This window comes from Terriglobia bacterium (genome assembly GCA_032252755.1).
Taxonomy (GTDB): domain Bacteria; phylum Acidobacteriota; class Terriglobia; order Terriglobales; family Acidobacteriaceae; genus JAVUPY01.
This window is the reverse complement of record JAVUPY010000052.1, coordinates 64,365-79,822: the sequence shown is the minus strand read 5'-3', so window position 1 is coordinate 79,822 and position 15,458 is coordinate 64,365. Positions and strand designations below refer to the sequence as shown.

The window sequence follows — 15,458 nt, the reverse complement described above, 5'->3', positions numbered from 1 at the left end:
AACCAATGGCGCACTGAGGTGGTCTCGTGTAAAACCCTTATGATTAGCGGGTTGGGCGAGGGATGTCGTATACTTTGCCAACCTCTAGCTCTTATTCTGGCGGGTAACGCATGCATGTGAAGTTCTGGGGTGTCCGCGGTTCGACGCCCACCCCACAGCTCGAGAACATGCGGTACGGTGGCAATACCTCGTGTGTCGAGGTGCGTGTCAACGGGCACATCTACGTGTTCGATTGCGGCACGGGGTTCCGGAACCTTGGCAAGCAATTAACCCAAGAGTTCGCCGGCAAGCCGCTCTATGCCCATATCTTCATCTCGCATTTCCACTGGGACCACATCCAGGGCATCCCGTTCTTCTCTCCTCTTTACGATTCGCCCGAAAACTACTTCTTCTTCCATTCGTCCAGTCGGACGCGCGGCCTGCAGCGCGCACTGGAAGAGCAGATGGCCGACCCGTATTTCCCGGTAGATATGACGGAGATGGCGGGGCACCGCCACTTTTATGACATTGAAGAGGATCGCATCGCCTTCGACGATTGCGTGATCCAATCGCGCTGGTTGAATCACCCGCAGGGCTGCCTCGGGTTCCGCCTGGAGACGGATGAGGGCGTACTGGTTTACGCCACCGACAATGAGCCGGGCCACCCGGTCTTTGACAAGAGCGTTCGCAAACTCGCGGAAGGCGCCGACCTTCTCATTTATGACGCGCAGTACTTGCCCGACCAGTACGAAGCCAAGAAGCGCGGCTGGGGACACAGTCACTGGCGCGAAGCGGTAAACATAGTGATGGAGAGTGGGGCGAAAGAACTGGTGTTATTTCATCATGATCCCGACCATGATGACGCCTGTATCGATTCGATTGTGAAGGCTGCGCGCGATCACTACCCAAAGGTTCGCGCCGCCAGCGAAGGCATGGAAATCCAGCTTTAGTGGCAGATTTCGCGGGTCACGAACGCAACAGATTGCCATAATGGTCCGCAAAGTGCCGTTGAGTAACGTGAACTGGTTGTCATGCATCCATACAATTTAGAAGGAGCTCTGAAAACGAAAGCCCTGCACATAATTCGCCTCGGCGCCATCTTCGCGGCCTTGATAGTCTGCGGAGGGTCAACGAACGCTTCCGCCCAGGATACGGTTCCGACCGTCGACGGCGCCGCGGGCCCATGCACCGTCGAATTCACGGCAACCGGCCCAAACGGTGCGCCTGTCAGCAATGCGCGGATCCGTGTGCATGTCAGTTACGGTTTTCTCGGCGGGCGTCAATTGGACCTGCAAGTCGCGACAGATTCCCACGGCAGGGCCCGCTTCATCGGATTACCGGAGAGTGTTGACGGAGGACTCTTCTTTGAGGCAACTACCGACACTCTGAGAGGCGTCGCGACGGACGATCCCAACACGGAGTGCCATGCTAAGCATGGCATCTATATGGCAAAGAAAAATCCTAATCAGAATGCTACTGATTGACTCGCGATCCCCTTGGTACTCCCGTACCTTCCCTAAAATCCTTCTACCTTAGCGTTCGGTTTGAACGTGCGTTCCTTCCCGATCTTCACTTGCAATCCAGTCGTCAGGAGAAATGTGTTTCCGGGAGTGGCGAGAGGTGGGTTGGTAATGAAAATCTCGCTGAGGGTCGTATGCCAGCCCAGCCATTTGTTTAACGCTATGGTCGTGGATGAGTCGAGCGAAGCCCGGTATTCGCCCCGATCCGTAAGATTCGGGTAGAAGGTGAACGTTTCCGCGAATTGGGTCTTCTTTGGCTTGAAGGCAAGTTCCTGTCCGAAAAGGAGTTCCCCGGCAGTGCGCTGCGGCTGTCCGGAAAATGACTCCTGCAGGAACGACCCACCCGAGAACACATCGAAGCGTACGTGCGGCGAATTCGTAACCTGGTAACCAAGACCTGAGCCCATAACGCGACGTAGATCCAGCAGTTGCAACTCATCCGTTTCGAAATCAGCGAAACCAAAACTGAATAACCGGAGGCTGATGTTCCGAGCATAGCGGGCGCCCGCACGAACGGCGGTAGTTTCCAGTTGCTGGTTATTGGCAGCGGTGGTCTGAGAATAGATTGACGTCGCGTTCACGGTGATTCTATCGGTCGGGGTTGCCCGAGCTGCATTCATACCGACATTCACGTTGGTGCTGCTGGCGTTGCTGCTCGCTTCGCTCACGCCCAGGTCAAAAGCGGTGTTCCAGAGCTGCAGGATGTCTGCATGCTCCAGGTGCTCCTCTTCGCGCTCCGTGGCCTCCGACCGAATGGATCGAATCGCGGTCTTTTCGATGAACTGATCGTCGCAATCAGGGCCAGTAAGGTGAACCCCATTGTCCTCGACCGTTATCCGGGCGCACTGATATGAGTGATCCTTGAGGACAATATAGAGGGGACTCTCTGCCTCAATGGAGGCGATAGCGCTCCAGGGAGCTTTCACATCTCCGAGCAACGCAGTCTTGATGTCAAAATTACCGTCTTGCCATGCAATTACTGTTCCAGAAAGGGAATCGCCATTCCTGAGCAGAATCCGGTCACCAAAACTACGTGATGAAAAAGAAAGAAATACCAGGACGAAGCACAACCAACGCAACATCAGGGACTCCGGCGTAAGATATATATTCATTCTTAAAGCCTGGGGCGTTTACACGCAAGGTGGGGTAAGCTAAAGGGACATTTGTTGTAAATGAAAAAATTGAATGGAACGACAAAATGCGCAACCGTCCCAAGTGTCGCGGCATCTATGTCCCGGGATCAGAGAAGTAGTCTATCCTTGAAGTAGCGGCTAACCACAGAACCACTCTCACTGACAGGAGACTCGCCGATGAGAGAGCATCGTGGGCCCCGATTTAGCAGATACGGAAGAATTCCCATCTTGGCGAGTGTCGTAATCTTCTTTCTCGTCGCGTCTTCTAATAGTCTCTCGCAAGCGCCCAAGCCGTCGCCACCGCAGAATGCCGTGCTGGCTCTGAGTCCCGCACCGAATGCGCATTATGTGGGCGCCGATACTTGCAAGACCTGCCACGAGGATATCTATACCAAGCACTTCGAAGGCACCCCGCATTATGCCCTGATCAAGAATGGAAAGCATGGCTGCGAGGATTGCCACGGTCCTGGCTCGGCGCACGTGGAGGGCGGCGGCGACGTCTCGAAAATCATCAGTTTCAAGCGGCTCAGCACCCAGGATGCAAGCAAGATCTGCCTGACGTGCCATGAAGGCGCAATGGAGCAGTCGAATTTCCTGCGCTCTGTCCATTTCACGAATGGTGTGGGGTGCATCACGTGCCACTCGCCGCACCAGGCGAAGATCGAGCGAAGCTTGCTGAAGCAACAGCAGCCCGACCTGTGTTTCGGATGCCACACGCAGCAGATCGCCGAGTTCAGTCGGCCATTTCGCCACCGCATCAAAGCGGGCCTGCTCGAATGCAGTGATTGTCATAACCCGCACGGAAGCGTTATTCCGAAACAGTTGCGAACCAGTTCAACCGGGGACCAGGTTTGCGTCAAGTGTCATACCGACGTTCGCGGCCCGTTTGTCTATGAGCACCTGCCGGTGAAGACGGAAGGATGCACGAGCTGCCACATGCCGCACGGATCAACGAATCCGCGAATGTTGCGCGTGGCGCAGGTCAATATGCTGTGCCTCCAGTGCCACACGCTCGCCATGAGCAACGTTCCCTCGCAGCCTCCAATCGGCCCAGCGCACAACCAAACGATGAAATATCAGGCGTGCACCATGTGCCACGCGTTCATTCATGGGTCCAACTTCAGTGAAGTGTTCTTCAAGCCCTGAGTTATACAGGGTTACTGTTGGAGGCGATGCATGCGTTGGAAGTTTTTATCGTGCGGAATTCTAGCGATCTCCCTCTCGGCTGCGGCAGTTGCGCAGTCCCAGAGTTCGGCCTCCGGTGACGATGCTGGTCAATTCGGCGGGTACCAGGTGCAGCAGAGCATCGAACTGGGCTACCGCTTCACCGATGTGACTGGCAGCAGCCAAATGTATAACACCTTCCTGAACGAGCATCAGGGTCCCCGAATCCTCGACCAAAGCTTGACTATGATCTCGCCGGAGCACACTGGTGCGTTGTTCGACGATCTATCGGTCAGTAGCTTTGGCTGGGGCGGCGATCCGGAGAACGTGGCGCGAGCTCGCATGTCGAAGTACGGGAAGTACGATTTCACCGCTCTGTTCCGACGCGACAAGAACTACTTCGATTACAATCTCTTCGCGAATCCGCTGAACACGCCCACCGCAACACCCAGCATCCCGGTCGATTTTTCGCCGCACTCGATGTTCACGACCCGCAGGATGTATGACTTCGGACTGACGATCCTGCCGCAATCGAAGTTCCGTATCCGGCTTGGATTTTCGCGCAATCGCGCCGAGGGGCCAACGTATTCGACCTTCCACGAGGGAACCGATGTCCTTCTGAACCAGCCTTGGAATTTCACGAGCAACGAGTATCGGATCGGCTTTGACTATCGCGGCTTGCGCGCAACGACGATCAGTTACGACCAGTTCGTCATGACCGACAAGAACGACACTGACTACTCGCTCGCGTCATTCACGACGTATCTATTGCCGAACGGAACACCGGTCGAGCTCGGACTGCCGTGGAACCCCTTGGCGGGCTCCCCCTGCAGCACCCCATTCATCGGCACGACCGTCAATCCTTCCTGCAACGGATACTTCGCCTACACCCGCACACAACGCGTACGCACGACAACTCCCACGGAGCGCGTAAACGTCATCTCAAATTACTTCCGACGCCTCAACATTGTGGCAAGTGCAAGCTACAGCTCCGGAAATAGCGATTCGCCTTACAACGAATTCTTCGACGGTCTGGTGACTCGAACCAGCGAACGACAGTTCACGTTCAGTGGTCCAGCCTCCATACGGCGTATATCCACGATGGCCGAGTTGAGCGCCACCTATAAGCTTACCGACTCCCTCAATCTGAATGATACTTTCCGGCTCTACAATTTCCGAATTCCAGGACAGTGGAATTCGACCTCGACCGCTACCGCAGCCATTCCTCCGGCGACACTGTTGAGCGGTCTCGGTCCGACGACCGTCACCAGCGACTTCATCCTGAACTTCATGGGGATGAAGTCCTATTACAACCAGATACAGTTCGACTATGCGCCGTCGAAACACATAGGCGGTCATATCGGATACAGGTTCTACCACCGGCACCTCTTCAAGTCCGAACCCGAAACTGTGGATCCCGAAGCACCTTTTGAAGGATTTGAGGGCGACTCGATAGACGTGAATGACAGTACTGGCCTCATTGGCGTGTGGTTCCGTCCGACGGAAAAATTACGGGCGAACGCCGATGTGGAGCTCACTACCGCGGACAACTTCTATACGCGAATCAGCCCGCGACAGCAGCAGAATTATCGCGTGCGTGTAACCTACAAGGCCGCGCGGACGGCCACCCTGACGGGATCGGTGAACTTCTGGGAATCGCGGAACGGGGAGGCAGACACGGAATATAAGCAACATTACCGCAATGCTGGTTTTGAAGTGATGTTGCTGCCAAGCGCGAAGTTTAACCTCGACCTCTCCTACAACTATACGGACTCGCTGCAGAGCGCCTACATCTGTTACAACGGGACGTATCTCGCGCCGGGAACAGTTGCGCTGGGATGCCCGACCTACGACCCGACCGCCGTTTCTGACAACCCCAATCCAAACTGGATCTACTCGAAGTACGCGGACAACACGCATTACTTCAACGCCAGCGTAATTACGAACCCAATGAAGCGGGTCAGGCTTAGCCTCGGCTATGGACTGGTTAAAACGAACGATGGTGGAACGACGATCCTGAATCCGCTGCAACCGCTGGGAACGCTGGCATTCACTTATCACCAGCCAAACGGCTCGGTCAGCTATGATGTCACCAAGAACGTAAGTCTGAATGCCTACTGGCATTACGATCAATACAATGAGAACTCATTCGTAGGACCGACTTTGCCAAGGTATTTCCACGATAACCGCACGTTCTTGTCCGCGAGGTATGCATTCTAGACTGACTGAGGCCGCACACATTGAGCGAAGAAACGAATAACTCCGGGCGAGAGCCAAGTCTTATCCGGAACGCCATCACAATCGTTGGAATCTGTATTGCGTCGCTGGCTGCCATCAACATCGTCTTCCTGGTGTTCGTAGACTACTTCCATCCGAGCCCTTACGTCGGGATATTCGCTTACATGATTTGGCCGGCCATCATGATCAGCGGACTGGTGCTGATTCCGGTCGGAATGGCATTGGAGCGCCGCCGGCGCCACCGATTGCGCCCAGGCGAGGTTTCGGCCTACCCGCAATTAGACCTGAACTCGCCTGCGGTACGGCGATCCGTCGTCACGTTCTTCGTCTTTGCAATCGTCTTCGTCGCCTTGAGCGCTGCCGGCAGCTATCGCGCATATCAATATTCGGATTCGGTGCGATTCTGCGGATTGACCTGTCACACGGTGATGAAACCGGAGTACACCACGTACCTACAGTCTCCTCACGCGCGCGTCGCCTGCGTTGAGTGCCATGTCGGTCCCGGCGCGGGCTGGTACGTCCGATCGAAACTCTCCGGTGCCTACCAGGTCTATGCCGCCGCATTCGATAAGTATCCGCGACCGATACCGACGCCAGTAGCAAACCTTCGTCCAGCTCAGCAAACCTGCGAACAGTGTCATTGGCCGCGCCGCTTTTACGGCGCGCAACTCAAGGTTTTCACGCATTTTGGCTATGACGAGAAGAACACGCCGCGTCAGATCCAGATGCTGATTAACATCGGGGGAGCGGAACCGAGCGCCGGTATGCCCTCGGGTATTCACTGGCACATGAACATCGGCAACAAGGTGACGTACATTGCCAAGGACCCGCAGCAACAGGTGATCCCCTGGGTGCAGATCGAAGACCGCCAGGGGCACATTACTATCTACCAATCAAAGACTTCGCCCTTAACTCCGCAGCAGGTGAAGAACGGGACGAAGCACCTTGTGGATTGCATCTCTTGCCACACCCGGCCGTCGCACATCTTTACCCCGCCGGATCAATCGATCGACAGCTCGCTTCTGGCACATCGACTCGATCCCTCGATGCCTTATATCAAGCAGCAGGCAGTCGCCGCGCTGACCGCAACCTACAAGAGCGATCAGCAGGCGGACGCCGGCATCGCAAAATCGCTGACGGACTTCTATTCACAGAAGTATTCATCCCAGTATTCCGCATCGTCGCCGGTGCTGCAGCAGGCTATTAGTGAAGTTGAACGTGTGTACAACACCACGATCTTCCCTTACATGAAGGTCGATTGGCGCACGCACCCGAACAATATCGGGCATTACTACTTCCCTGGATGCTTCCGGTGCCACGATGGGGATCACGTCAGCGCAGACGGCAAGGTGATTCCGAAGGATTGCAATACTTGCCACTCCGTACTGGCACAGTCAGAAACGCAATTGCCAGTTACGGCTACCGCGCCATCTCAGCCATTTAAGCACCCTGTTGATATCGGCGATCTGTCGCAAGTGACGTGCAGCGATTGCCACACAGGCGCCGGTATGGACTGACGGAAGATGTTCTCGGGCCGTGCCTGCGTCTGTTCTTGGTATTCCGGTACAGGCGCTCGCGCCTTAGCCGACGATCTTGTTTTCGACAGCCTCAATTGCTGACTCGGTGGCCTTACGCCCGGCTCGCGCACCCATCTCTCCAGCCTTCTCGCGTGTGTTTTCGAACGCCTCGCGCACCTTCCGTATCGGTAGTCTGGATATCTCACGGCTTTGCTGCTTGAGCCAACGGCGCGTTTCCACCCCGGACGCTGGTGCGAAAACTGTTCCAAGCGCAACCCCAATCCCTAATCCAAGCAGGAACTTCATTGGTGATCCCCCTACTTTCGTTTTTGTTCGACTCTGGAGATTTCAGACAGTTGGATGCGATCGCTGTGAGCGGTGCTTACTCCTGCTGTTTGGCTGCTTGCGCCATTTCCTCTCCCCCGGAGTCCCACCATCACAAGGCCCGCCACGACAAGGCACGTAGCGACTAGCTTCGTCACCAATTGTCCGCCGCGAAAGTTCTCCCTCAGCCAGTTGGGTCGCATTTTGGTGAGCATGTAAGCGCCGATGAAAATCACCGCGTATCGCACTCCCGAGATTGCGTCGACAATCGCGGGATGTGCCAGGCTAATCGCGTAGAAAATCAGGAAAGATCCCACACCCGAAAGGAACCGGTTTACGAAGTACCAGAAGCGGTTCTTTGGCTTATCTTGGCTGGACTCGGAAAATATCTGTTCGCGCCACGACCGGCGGATGAGGAGCGCAAGAGCAGCGGCGAAAGTTCCGACCGTGAACCATACATATCCGCTGACGAAGTTCGTTCGGTCGTAAACTACCTTCTCCAGCACATTGACCAATCCAAGGAGTCCGGAAGCGAGCAGCACTGGCGGAAGTAGCCTTTTCATTGGAAGTTTCTCTGAGAAGAACATGACGAATCCGCCGAATGTCATCAGGGCGAATCCGATGAGTTCGCCCGAGGCCATCACCCGCGACAGCATCACATACGAGATTCCGGCCGTAGCAACCGGCGAGAACCCGCCCATGATTGCCAAAGACTCGGAGGCTTCGCCTCGTTTGAGCGCGGCATAATAAAAAAAGACGCCTATGAGGTGAACCACTCCCGCTCCAAACCCGATCCCGATCACCGCCCACGAAGGTGAGTTATACCCGAACGGAACTAACAGGACGCCGAAGACGCTAATCGCTCCCAGCCAGAAGACATAGCTGAACAGGTTCTTGGTTCCGGGGTTCTTGAGCAGCACCTTATCCCAGATGAGCGATATGCCGATCAGTCCGTGCGCGATGATCGCGATAAAGATGCCGTTCTTTATGAAGTCGAACAAGAGTTTCTTTAGATGGCCAGCAGTGCAACTCCGATGGCTACCAGGCTTGCTCCAGCCCAGCGATGCCACTCGACGTCTTCATGCAGAAGGTACTTAGCCAGGGCAGTCTCCAGGATGTAGCTGCTGGCGGTAATAGGAACTGCGAAACTCATAGCGCTGGTCGAGAGCAATGCCATCAGTGCAAAGAACGACACTGCCATCGCCGGGATGCCCGCCATAATGTAGAAGTTGTTCAGCAGGCTCCGGGCCACCCGCAGCAAGCCGCGGAAACTCCAGTCGGTGATCTCTCCCTGGCGCTTCATCCCGGCGCTATTCATCAAGTCGCCAATTGTGCCCGGTATCACCACCAGTGCCACGAGCAGGGGAATCATTCTTTTTCGTTCTCCTTAAGCGTTTCCGGAGGCGTGAGTGCGACCAGCGCGACTCCCAACGCGATCAGCGAAATCCCAACCCAGTGCAGATAAGTGACCTTCTCTTTCAAATACACGGCCCCGGTGATGGCGCTAAGAACATACGAAAGAGCAGTTACAGGAAGGACATAGCTCAGGTCAGCCCAACTGAGCAGGGCCAGTCGTGAGACCAGCCAGCCAACCATGAAGATGACACCCGCCAACACCCATGGATTCGCGAACGCTCTTATGTACGGTACGGGCGACCAACTCTCGATGACGCCCACATTTCGCAAGCCGCGCGTCAGCGCGTAACTTCCGATCACATTCGCGGCGATCACTACCACGCTGGCAATGCCGGTTTTCCAGACAATTCCGGCGTCAACTTCCAGCTTCCTGGTTTCCTGCAGGGATAAATGGTGCGGTGTCGCCGGCTTGCGCTTGGAATTTTCGTCAGAACGGATTTCCGCCACGCTCGCCCTCGTCGTGCTGGATCTCGGTGCTCCCGTCGAAGTTTACGGGATACTGAGATCGTTTTCCATTCACGCGGACGAGACGCCAGCAATTCTCCGCAAGCAGTCGTCAGTCGATCTTGTCCACCGGGTGCAGGTCGCGCGCCCGGCCATTCCCGTTGGAGTTCTTGAAGATAGCGGTCAACGCCGCCACGGTGGTCGCGACTCCGCCCAGCACCGCTACGGCTTCCAACTTCGATTTCCGCAATGCCGCCGTATGCTCCCGAATCAATTCGGCTTCAGGGAGCACTCCTCCGGGGCCGCCCGGACCATGCCGTAGCCCCAGGTCGAGCACTTCCGCGATGTGCAACGCATGCCGCTCCGTCATCTGCGTCACCTGCTCGCGGCAACTGAACCCATCTGCAATGATCACTTCGTTCAGTCCAGATTTCTCCACGGCGGGAACCAGTGCATGCTCAGCAATCTTTTTCGAAACCTCGTAGTGACCCTCTTCGTAGCCGAACGATCCAGCCAATCCGCAGCAGCCATCGGCGAGCGTCCGGAGTCCCATTCCCATCTGGTTGAGCAGTTTCTCCTCGTGCTCCATGTCCTTGATGATGGCCTTGTGGTGACAATGTCCATGCATTACCGCATTGAGACGCAACTGTGGTGGGCGGTACTGAGCCTTCGAGATCAGGAACTCGCTCAGCAGGAAAGTGTTCTCCATGATCATGTGCGTTTCTTTGCGTTCCGGGAACATCCCGTTGATTTCGTCGCGCAACACCGACCAGCAGCTCGGTTCGAGTACCACGATCGGTATTCCCTGGCTGACATAGGGCATCAGCACGCGGAAAATCCTTTCGAGATACTCCTTCGCCATGTCCAGGAAGCCGTAGTCGTACAGCGGTCTTCCACAGCAGACGTGCTGCATTGGTACCAGGACCTCGTACCCGGCGTCTTCGAGAACGTGCACGGCTGCACGTGCTGTGCGAGGCAGCAGGAAGTTGTTGAATGTGTCAGGGAAGAGAACGACGCGTTTGTTCCCGTGAGTTTTGGGCGAGGAATGCTTCCGGAACCACGCCTTGAAAGTCTCCGGTGCAAACTCGGGAATCGAACGCTGCTGTGCCATTCCCGCCGCCGACTTCATCAGTTCGCGAACCCCAGGCGTCGTCGCAGCCAGGTTTACCAGGCCCGGCCAGATTGAAGCGAGCTGCGCCCATTTATCGATCCAGCCGAAAGCATATGCATACCGCGGGCGAACGCGGCCTTCCCAATAGTGCGAGAGGAACTCAGCCTTATACGTGGCCATGTCCACGTTTACGGGACAGTCGCCCTTGCAGCCTTTGCACGAGAGACACAGGTCGAGCGCTTCCTTGACGTTGTCATCGCGCCAGCCTTTGTTAATGAGATCTCCCTGCAGCATTTCCCAAAGCAGGTGCGCCCGCCCGCGAGTCGTGTGCCGCTCCTCGTGTGTTGCCATGTAACTCGGACACATCGTCTGGTTGTTCGGAACATCGGACTCGTGCCGGCGACACTTGCCCACTCCGACGCAACGCAGCGTCGCATGTGCGAAGCTGCCGTCGTCTTCGGGATACTTGAAGTGCGTCTTCGGTTCCCACGGGTTGTAATTCGCGCCGAGGCGGAGGTTCGAATCGATCGGATAGGGATCCACCACCTTGCCGGGATTCATCTTCCAATCCGGATCCCAGATAGTCTTGAACTCTCTAAAGGCGTTGATGATCTCCTTCCCGAACATAATGGGAAGCAGTTCGGCGCGCGCCTGCCCATCGCCGTGCTCTCCAGAGAGCGACCCGCCATAACCCGTGACAAGTTCCGCCGCCTGCGTCAAAAACGATCGCCAGTTCTTGATCCCTGCCTTGCTCGTCAGGTCGAACGTAATGCGGCAATGGATGCAGCCTTGGCCAAAATGTCCATACAGCGCGGCCTTGTAGCCATGCTTCTGCATGAGCTTGCAGAAATCCCGAAGGTAATCGCCCACCTGGTCAGGCGGGATAGCAGCATCTTCCCAGCCAGGCCAGGACGCGGGCTGTCCCGGAACGAATGCAGTTGCACCCAATCCGGACTCGCGAACCTCCCAGACGGCCTTCTCCTCCTTGGGATCGTCATAGAGCTTCATCGACGGCGGATTTCGTTTGTGCTTCAATTTGTCCATCAACGCGTGTGCCCGCGAATCGGCTTCTTCTCGGGTCTCGCCCGGGAACTGGACAACGAGAAAGCCCTTACCCGGCGGCAGCTTGTTCAGGTACTTCGTGTGCATGCCCTTCTTTTTCATATTGTCGATCAGCATTTGATCGATGCCCTCAAGTCCCATGGGCTTGAACTCGAGAACCTCGGGAATGTGATCGCCGGCCTGATACACGTCCGGATACCCGAGAACGACAAGAGTTTGAAACGGCGGATTATGAATCAGTTCGAGTTCAGCTTCGAGAATCGTCACGAGGGTTGACTCGGAGCCGACAAGGGCACGCGCGAGATTGATCTTTCCTTCGGCATTAGGGATGAGTTGGTCAAGGTTGTAGCCGGAAATTCGGCGGGGAATTGGCGGATATTTGTCGCGTATTTGTTTCTCGTAACGCATCCGCAGCCGCTTCAGCGCGGCAAGAATCTCACCGACCCTGCCGCCGCGCTCTATATCGCGATCCATCTCCTGCTCGGTCATCCACCCCACTTTCATCCGAGTTCCGTCATAGAGCAGAACCTCCATCGATTCCACGTTGTTCGAGACTGCGCCATTCATTTGCGCGTGAACACCGCAAGAGTTATTGCCGAGCATTCCACCGAGCGTGCAGTGATCGTGAGTGGCTGGATCAGGACCGAACGTCAGCCCGTAAGCGTTTGCAGCCTTTCGCAGCTTGTCCAGCACGCAGCCGGGATGGACGCGCGCAATTCGCCGGACCGGATCGATCTCTAGAATCTCGTTCGCGTACTTGCTCCAGTCCATAACGATCGCCGTATTGCAGCACTGGCCGGCGAGGCTGGTTCCGCCGCCTCTCGAGAGAATAGGTGCACCGAATTCTCGCGCGACACGAACCGTCTGGACGACGTCTTCCACCGTCTTCGGCACAACAACGCCGATCGGTACCTGACGATAGTTCGAAGCGTCGACCGCATAGAGCCCCAGGCTGGCACGATCGAAACGGACTTCGCCTTCGACGCTCTTTTCGAGTTCATGTTGCAATCCCTTAGTGTCAACTTTGGTGGCGCGAGGAGCATGATGGCGCTTCTCAAGGTTGGGCGAAAGAATACGAAGTGTACTCATGGCGGGGCTCTCCTGGGCAGGTAAGGCCGATGCTGCCGGGAGGCAGCATCGGCGGGATGCAATTAAACGAGCTCGCGGGCACGATCCATAAACGCTTCCTGCATGATCTTCCGCGCCTTCGGTTCTCCCCGGGCGAGCGACTCTGCAAACTTGATCGCCTGGCTGGCCTTGATCGACGGTGGCAGAGGAGCCGTGAGCGGATCCACAACTGCTTCCAGTAGTGCCGGGCCCGGACTCTCCAGCAGATGGTCTAACGCGTCAGCGATGTCGGCAGGGTTATCCACCCGGAGGCTGCTCGCGCCGCATGCCGCCGCGAACATCTTGAAGTCCATCGGCTGCAGCTTGACTCCGAATTCAGGATTGCCCTCCATCACCATCTGCTCCCACTTGATCTGCCCGAGGTAGTCGTTCTTGATTACAACCACCTTAACGGGAAGGTTGTACTTCACCGCCGTAAGCATCTCGAACCCGAGCATGCTGAATCCGCCATCGCCCACGAACGCGATCACCTGTCGGTCGGGATACGCTATTTGGGCAGCAATTGCATATGGCAGCCCGGGAGCCATCGTGGCGAGATTGCCCGACAGGCTATGCATCTGTCCGCGTTTAACGGGGATCTGCCGCGCCCACCATGTCGCAATCGTTCCGCTGTCGCAGCACACAATCGCATCATTTCGGAGCCGCTTGCCAAGGTGCCATGCGACAACCTGCGGCTTCATCGGCATGTGGTCCGATGTTCCGAGGTTCTCCATGTACTGCCACCACTCGCGCATGCCGTCTTGTGCTTTCTTCAGGAAGCTGCGGTCCTTCTTTCGCTTCAACATAGGCATCAGGCGGCGCAACGTCTCGCGACTATCGCCAACCAAACCGACGTCAGCCGGATAACGCAGCGAGATACGTGCGGGATTCAACTCGATCTGTACCGACTTCGCCTGCCCAGGCTTGGGCAAAAATTCTATATAGGGAAATGCCGTTCCGATCATGAACAGCAGATCGCAGTTCTTGACGGCTTCCTCAGAGGGCTTGGTTCCGAGCAGACCGATCCCACCGGTTGTATACGGACTGTCATCGGGAACGGCTGCCTTTCCGAGCAGGGCTTTGACAATCGGCGCCCCGAGAATCTCCGCTGTTTGCTCCAATTCGTCGGTTGCATGGAGCGCGCCTCGCCCAGCAAGGATGCAAACTCTCTTTGCATTGTTCAGCAACTCCGCCGCTTGATGCAGGCTGCCTTCAGGTGGCACTGGCAGAGAGCAGGCGTGCACCGTGGAAACGTGGTTCTTGACATTGCGCTCGGAACTCTGTGACTTCCAGTGGACCTCCGTATCCTGCAGGTCCTTCGGAAACGCGATGTGCGCGACGCCTCGGAATGCCGTGGCTGTGCGGCAGGCGATCTCAGTGATGTTTTTCACGTGCGTTGGGCCCATGACGCGCTCGTTGTAAATGGCGACGTCCATGTACAACTTATCCATTTCCACGTCCTGCTGCCCGTGTGTACCGATCAAATCGTGGAAAGCCATTCCAGTAATCGCAAGCACCGGCTGGCCGTCCATTTTTGCATCGTATAGTCCATTCAGCAGGTGAATGCCCCCCGGGCCAGAGGTGGCGATGCAACAGCCAAGCTTTCCGGTGAACTTCGCGTAGCCGGTTGCCATGAATGCCGCAGCTTCTTCGTGTCTCACCTGGACAAAATGAATCTTGTCGGCATGAGTTCGAAGCGATTCAAAGACTCCGTTGATTCCGTCTCCGGGAAGGCCAAAGATGTATTCGACACCCCAGTCGATGAGTGTTTCTACCAACACGTCTGCTGCTGTCATTTCGTAACCTCATCTTTTAGGATGTCCCGCATTTTCGATTGGGTGGCTGTCTGCTCTTTGGTTAACTGTGAAAATGCAGGAGATAAACACTGGTCGGCTGCGGCTCACGCTTGCAGTGACTCAGGCGACCTTCTTCGTTTCTTGATCACTTCGATGATCAACTCAACGTCAGCGGCGGGGGAGAAGCGCATTTTGACTGCGGCACGAGAGTCTTTGCGAACACCCGGTCGGCGGAGCAGAAACTCTGCCGGAGCTGAAATGGAAATCGTGCAGCGCTGAACTTAGTGACTCACGAATCGAGTGAATGCTCGCGGGCCAGCAGCTTGCTTCCTCTAGCTCTTCTTCTTTCGCCCCGGCTTCGCAGGTGTGAGCGCATCAATCTGCCCGGTTACGCTTGCCATGACTTTCTGGAAAGCCTCCTGCGCCGTCATCTCTTTCTTGCCTCGATTCCCGCGATACTTGTGCTCGTTGTTGCACGTGCGGCACAACACCTTCGCGGGTTGATCATCGACCAACGCCACGACCGAATGATCGGTCGTTCTCTTGCACCGCGAGCAGTAATCGTCAACATAATCGCCGAGCCGCATAAGAACCTCCAATCGGCGGAGAATAGCACAATACCTGCCCCGGTTCTGTCCTTGCGAACA

General features: G+C 56.2%; 13 protein-coding genes. 5 read left to right on the top strand and 8 right to left on the bottom strand.

What is annotated here, in order from left to right:
• The first annotated feature begins 110 nt into the window (after positions 1 to 110).
• Both ROO76_11725 and ROO76_11720 read left to right on the top strand, forming a co-directional pair.
• Complete coding sequence (locus tag ROO76_11725; GenBank protein MDT8068821.1) at positions 111 to 929, top strand: MBL fold metallo-hydrolase; 819 nt, start codon at positions 111 to 113, stop codon at positions 927 to 929.
• An 81-nt stretch (positions 930 to 1,010) separates the two neighbouring features.
• Positions 1,011 to 1,463: a hypothetical protein gene (locus ROO76_11720; GenBank protein ID MDT8068820.1), complete on the top strand. Its 453-nt coding sequence runs from the start codon at positions 1,011 to 1,013 to the stop codon at positions 1,461 to 1,463.
• Positions 1,464 to 1,495: 32 nt separating this feature from the next.
• Here the strand turns inward: ROO76_11720 and ROO76_11715 are convergent, their stop codons facing one another.
• Positions 1,496 to 2,581, bottom strand: coding sequence for a DUF481 domain-containing protein (locus ROO76_11715; protein ID MDT8068819.1), 1,086 nt, complete (start codon positions 2,579 to 2,581; stop codon positions 1,496 to 1,498).
• Between the two features lie 279 nt (positions 2,582 to 2,860).
• Here ROO76_11715 and ROO76_11710 point away from each other — a divergent pair, with 279 nt between their 5' ends.
• The 3 genes from ROO76_11710 to ROO76_11700 are packed head-to-tail and all read left to right on the top strand — an operon-like array spanning position 2,861 to position 7,551.
• Positions 2,861 to 3,778: a DmsE family decaheme c-type cytochrome gene (locus ROO76_11710; GenBank protein ID MDT8068818.1), complete on the top strand. Its 918-nt coding sequence runs from the start codon at positions 2,861 to 2,863 to the stop codon at positions 3,776 to 3,778.
• 30 nt (positions 3,779 to 3,808) lie between these two features.
• On the top strand, positions 3,809 to 6,016 hold the full coding sequence (locus ROO76_11705) for a hypothetical protein (GenBank protein MDT8068817.1): 2,208 nt from the start codon (positions 3,809 to 3,811) through the stop codon (positions 6,014 to 6,016).
• 20 nt (positions 6,017 to 6,036) lie between these two features.
• Positions 6,037 to 7,551 carry a NapC/NirT family cytochrome c gene (locus ROO76_11700; protein ID MDT8068816.1) on the top strand — a complete coding sequence of 505 codons (1,515 nt, stop codon included), beginning with the start codon at positions 6,037 to 6,039 and terminating at the stop codon, positions 7,549 to 7,551.
• A gap of 63 nt (positions 7,552 to 7,614) precedes the next feature.
• Here the strand turns inward: ROO76_11700 and ROO76_11695 are convergent, their stop codons facing one another.
• The 7 genes from ROO76_11695 to ROO76_11665 form a co-directional block, all read right to left on the bottom strand.
• Complete coding sequence (locus tag ROO76_11695; GenBank protein MDT8068815.1) at positions 7,615 to 7,857, bottom strand: YtxH domain-containing protein; 243 nt, start codon at positions 7,855 to 7,857, stop codon at positions 7,615 to 7,617.
• 11 nt (positions 7,858 to 7,868) lie between these two features.
• Positions 7,869 to 8,876 (bottom strand): EamA family transporter, encoded by a 1,008-nt coding sequence (locus ROO76_11690; protein ID MDT8068814.1) that lies wholly within the window; start codon positions 8,874 to 8,876, stop codon positions 7,869 to 7,871.
• 8 nt (positions 8,877 to 8,884) lie between these two features.
• The gene (locus ROO76_11685) at positions 8,885 to 9,247 is read right to left on the bottom strand and encodes an EamA family transporter (protein MDT8068813.1); all 363 of its coding nucleotides are present in this window, start codon (positions 9,245 to 9,247) and stop codon (positions 8,885 to 8,887) included.
• A complete protein-coding gene (locus tag ROO76_11680) occupies positions 9,244 to 9,738 on the bottom strand; it encodes a hypothetical protein (GenBank protein MDT8068812.1) in 495 nt (164 codons plus the stop codon). The genes ROO76_11685 and ROO76_11680 overlap by 4 nt, the downstream gene beginning before the upstream one ends.
• A gap of 109 nt (positions 9,739 to 9,847) precedes the next feature.
• Complete coding sequence (locus ROO76_11675; GenBank protein ID MDT8068811.1) at positions 9,848 to 12,997, bottom strand: FAD-binding and (Fe-S)-binding domain-containing protein; 3,150 nt, start codon at positions 12,995 to 12,997, stop codon at positions 9,848 to 9,850.
• A gap of 62 nt (positions 12,998 to 13,059) precedes the next feature.
• Positions 13,060 to 14,811: a thiamine pyrophosphate-binding protein gene (locus ROO76_11670; GenBank protein MDT8068810.1), complete on the bottom strand. Its 1,752-nt coding sequence runs from the start codon at positions 14,809 to 14,811 to the stop codon at positions 13,060 to 13,062.
• Positions 14,812 to 15,143: 332 nt separating this feature from the next.
• Entirely contained in the window at positions 15,144 to 15,398 is a 255-nt protein-coding gene (locus tag ROO76_11665) for a hypothetical protein (GenBank protein ID MDT8068809.1), read from the bottom strand.
• Positions 15,399 to 15,458 lie beyond the last annotated feature (60 nt).

What these genes read in the sequence shown, in the direction of transcription:
- ROO76_11725 (MDT8068821.1), top strand. Translation starts at nt 111, where the DNA reads ATGCATGTGAAGTTCTGGGGTGTCCGCGGTTCGACGCCCACCCCACAG.
- ROO76_11720 (MDT8068820.1), top strand. Translation starts at nt 1,011, where the DNA reads ATGCATCCATACAATTTAGAAGGAGCTCTGAAAACGAAAGCCCTGCAC.
- ROO76_11715 (MDT8068819.1), bottom strand. Translation starts at nt 2,581, where the DNA reads ATGTTGCGTTGGTTGTGCTTCGTCCTGGTATTTCTTTCTTTTTCATCA.
- ROO76_11705 (MDT8068817.1), top strand. Translation starts at nt 3,809, where the DNA reads ATGCGTTGGAAGTTTTTATCGTGCGGAATTCTAGCGATCTCCCTCTCG.
- ROO76_11695 (MDT8068815.1), bottom strand. Translation starts at nt 7,857, where the DNA reads ATGAAGTTCCTGCTTGGATTAGGGATTGGGGTTGCGCTTGGAACAGTT.
- ROO76_11685 (MDT8068813.1), bottom strand. Translation starts at nt 9,247, where the DNA reads ATGATTCCCCTGCTCGTGGCACTGGTGGTGATACCGGGCACAATTGGC.
- ROO76_11675 (MDT8068811.1), bottom strand. Translation starts at nt 12,997, where the DNA reads ATGAGTACACTTCGTATTCTTTCGCCCAACCTTGAGAAGCGCCATCAT.
- ROO76_11670 (MDT8068810.1), bottom strand. Translation starts at nt 14,811, where the DNA reads ATGACAGCAGCAGACGTGTTGGTAGAAACACTCATCGACTGGGGTGTC.
- ROO76_11665 (MDT8068809.1), bottom strand. Translation starts at nt 15,398, where the DNA reads ATGCGGCTCGGCGATTATGTTGACGATTACTGCTCGCGGTGCAAGAGA.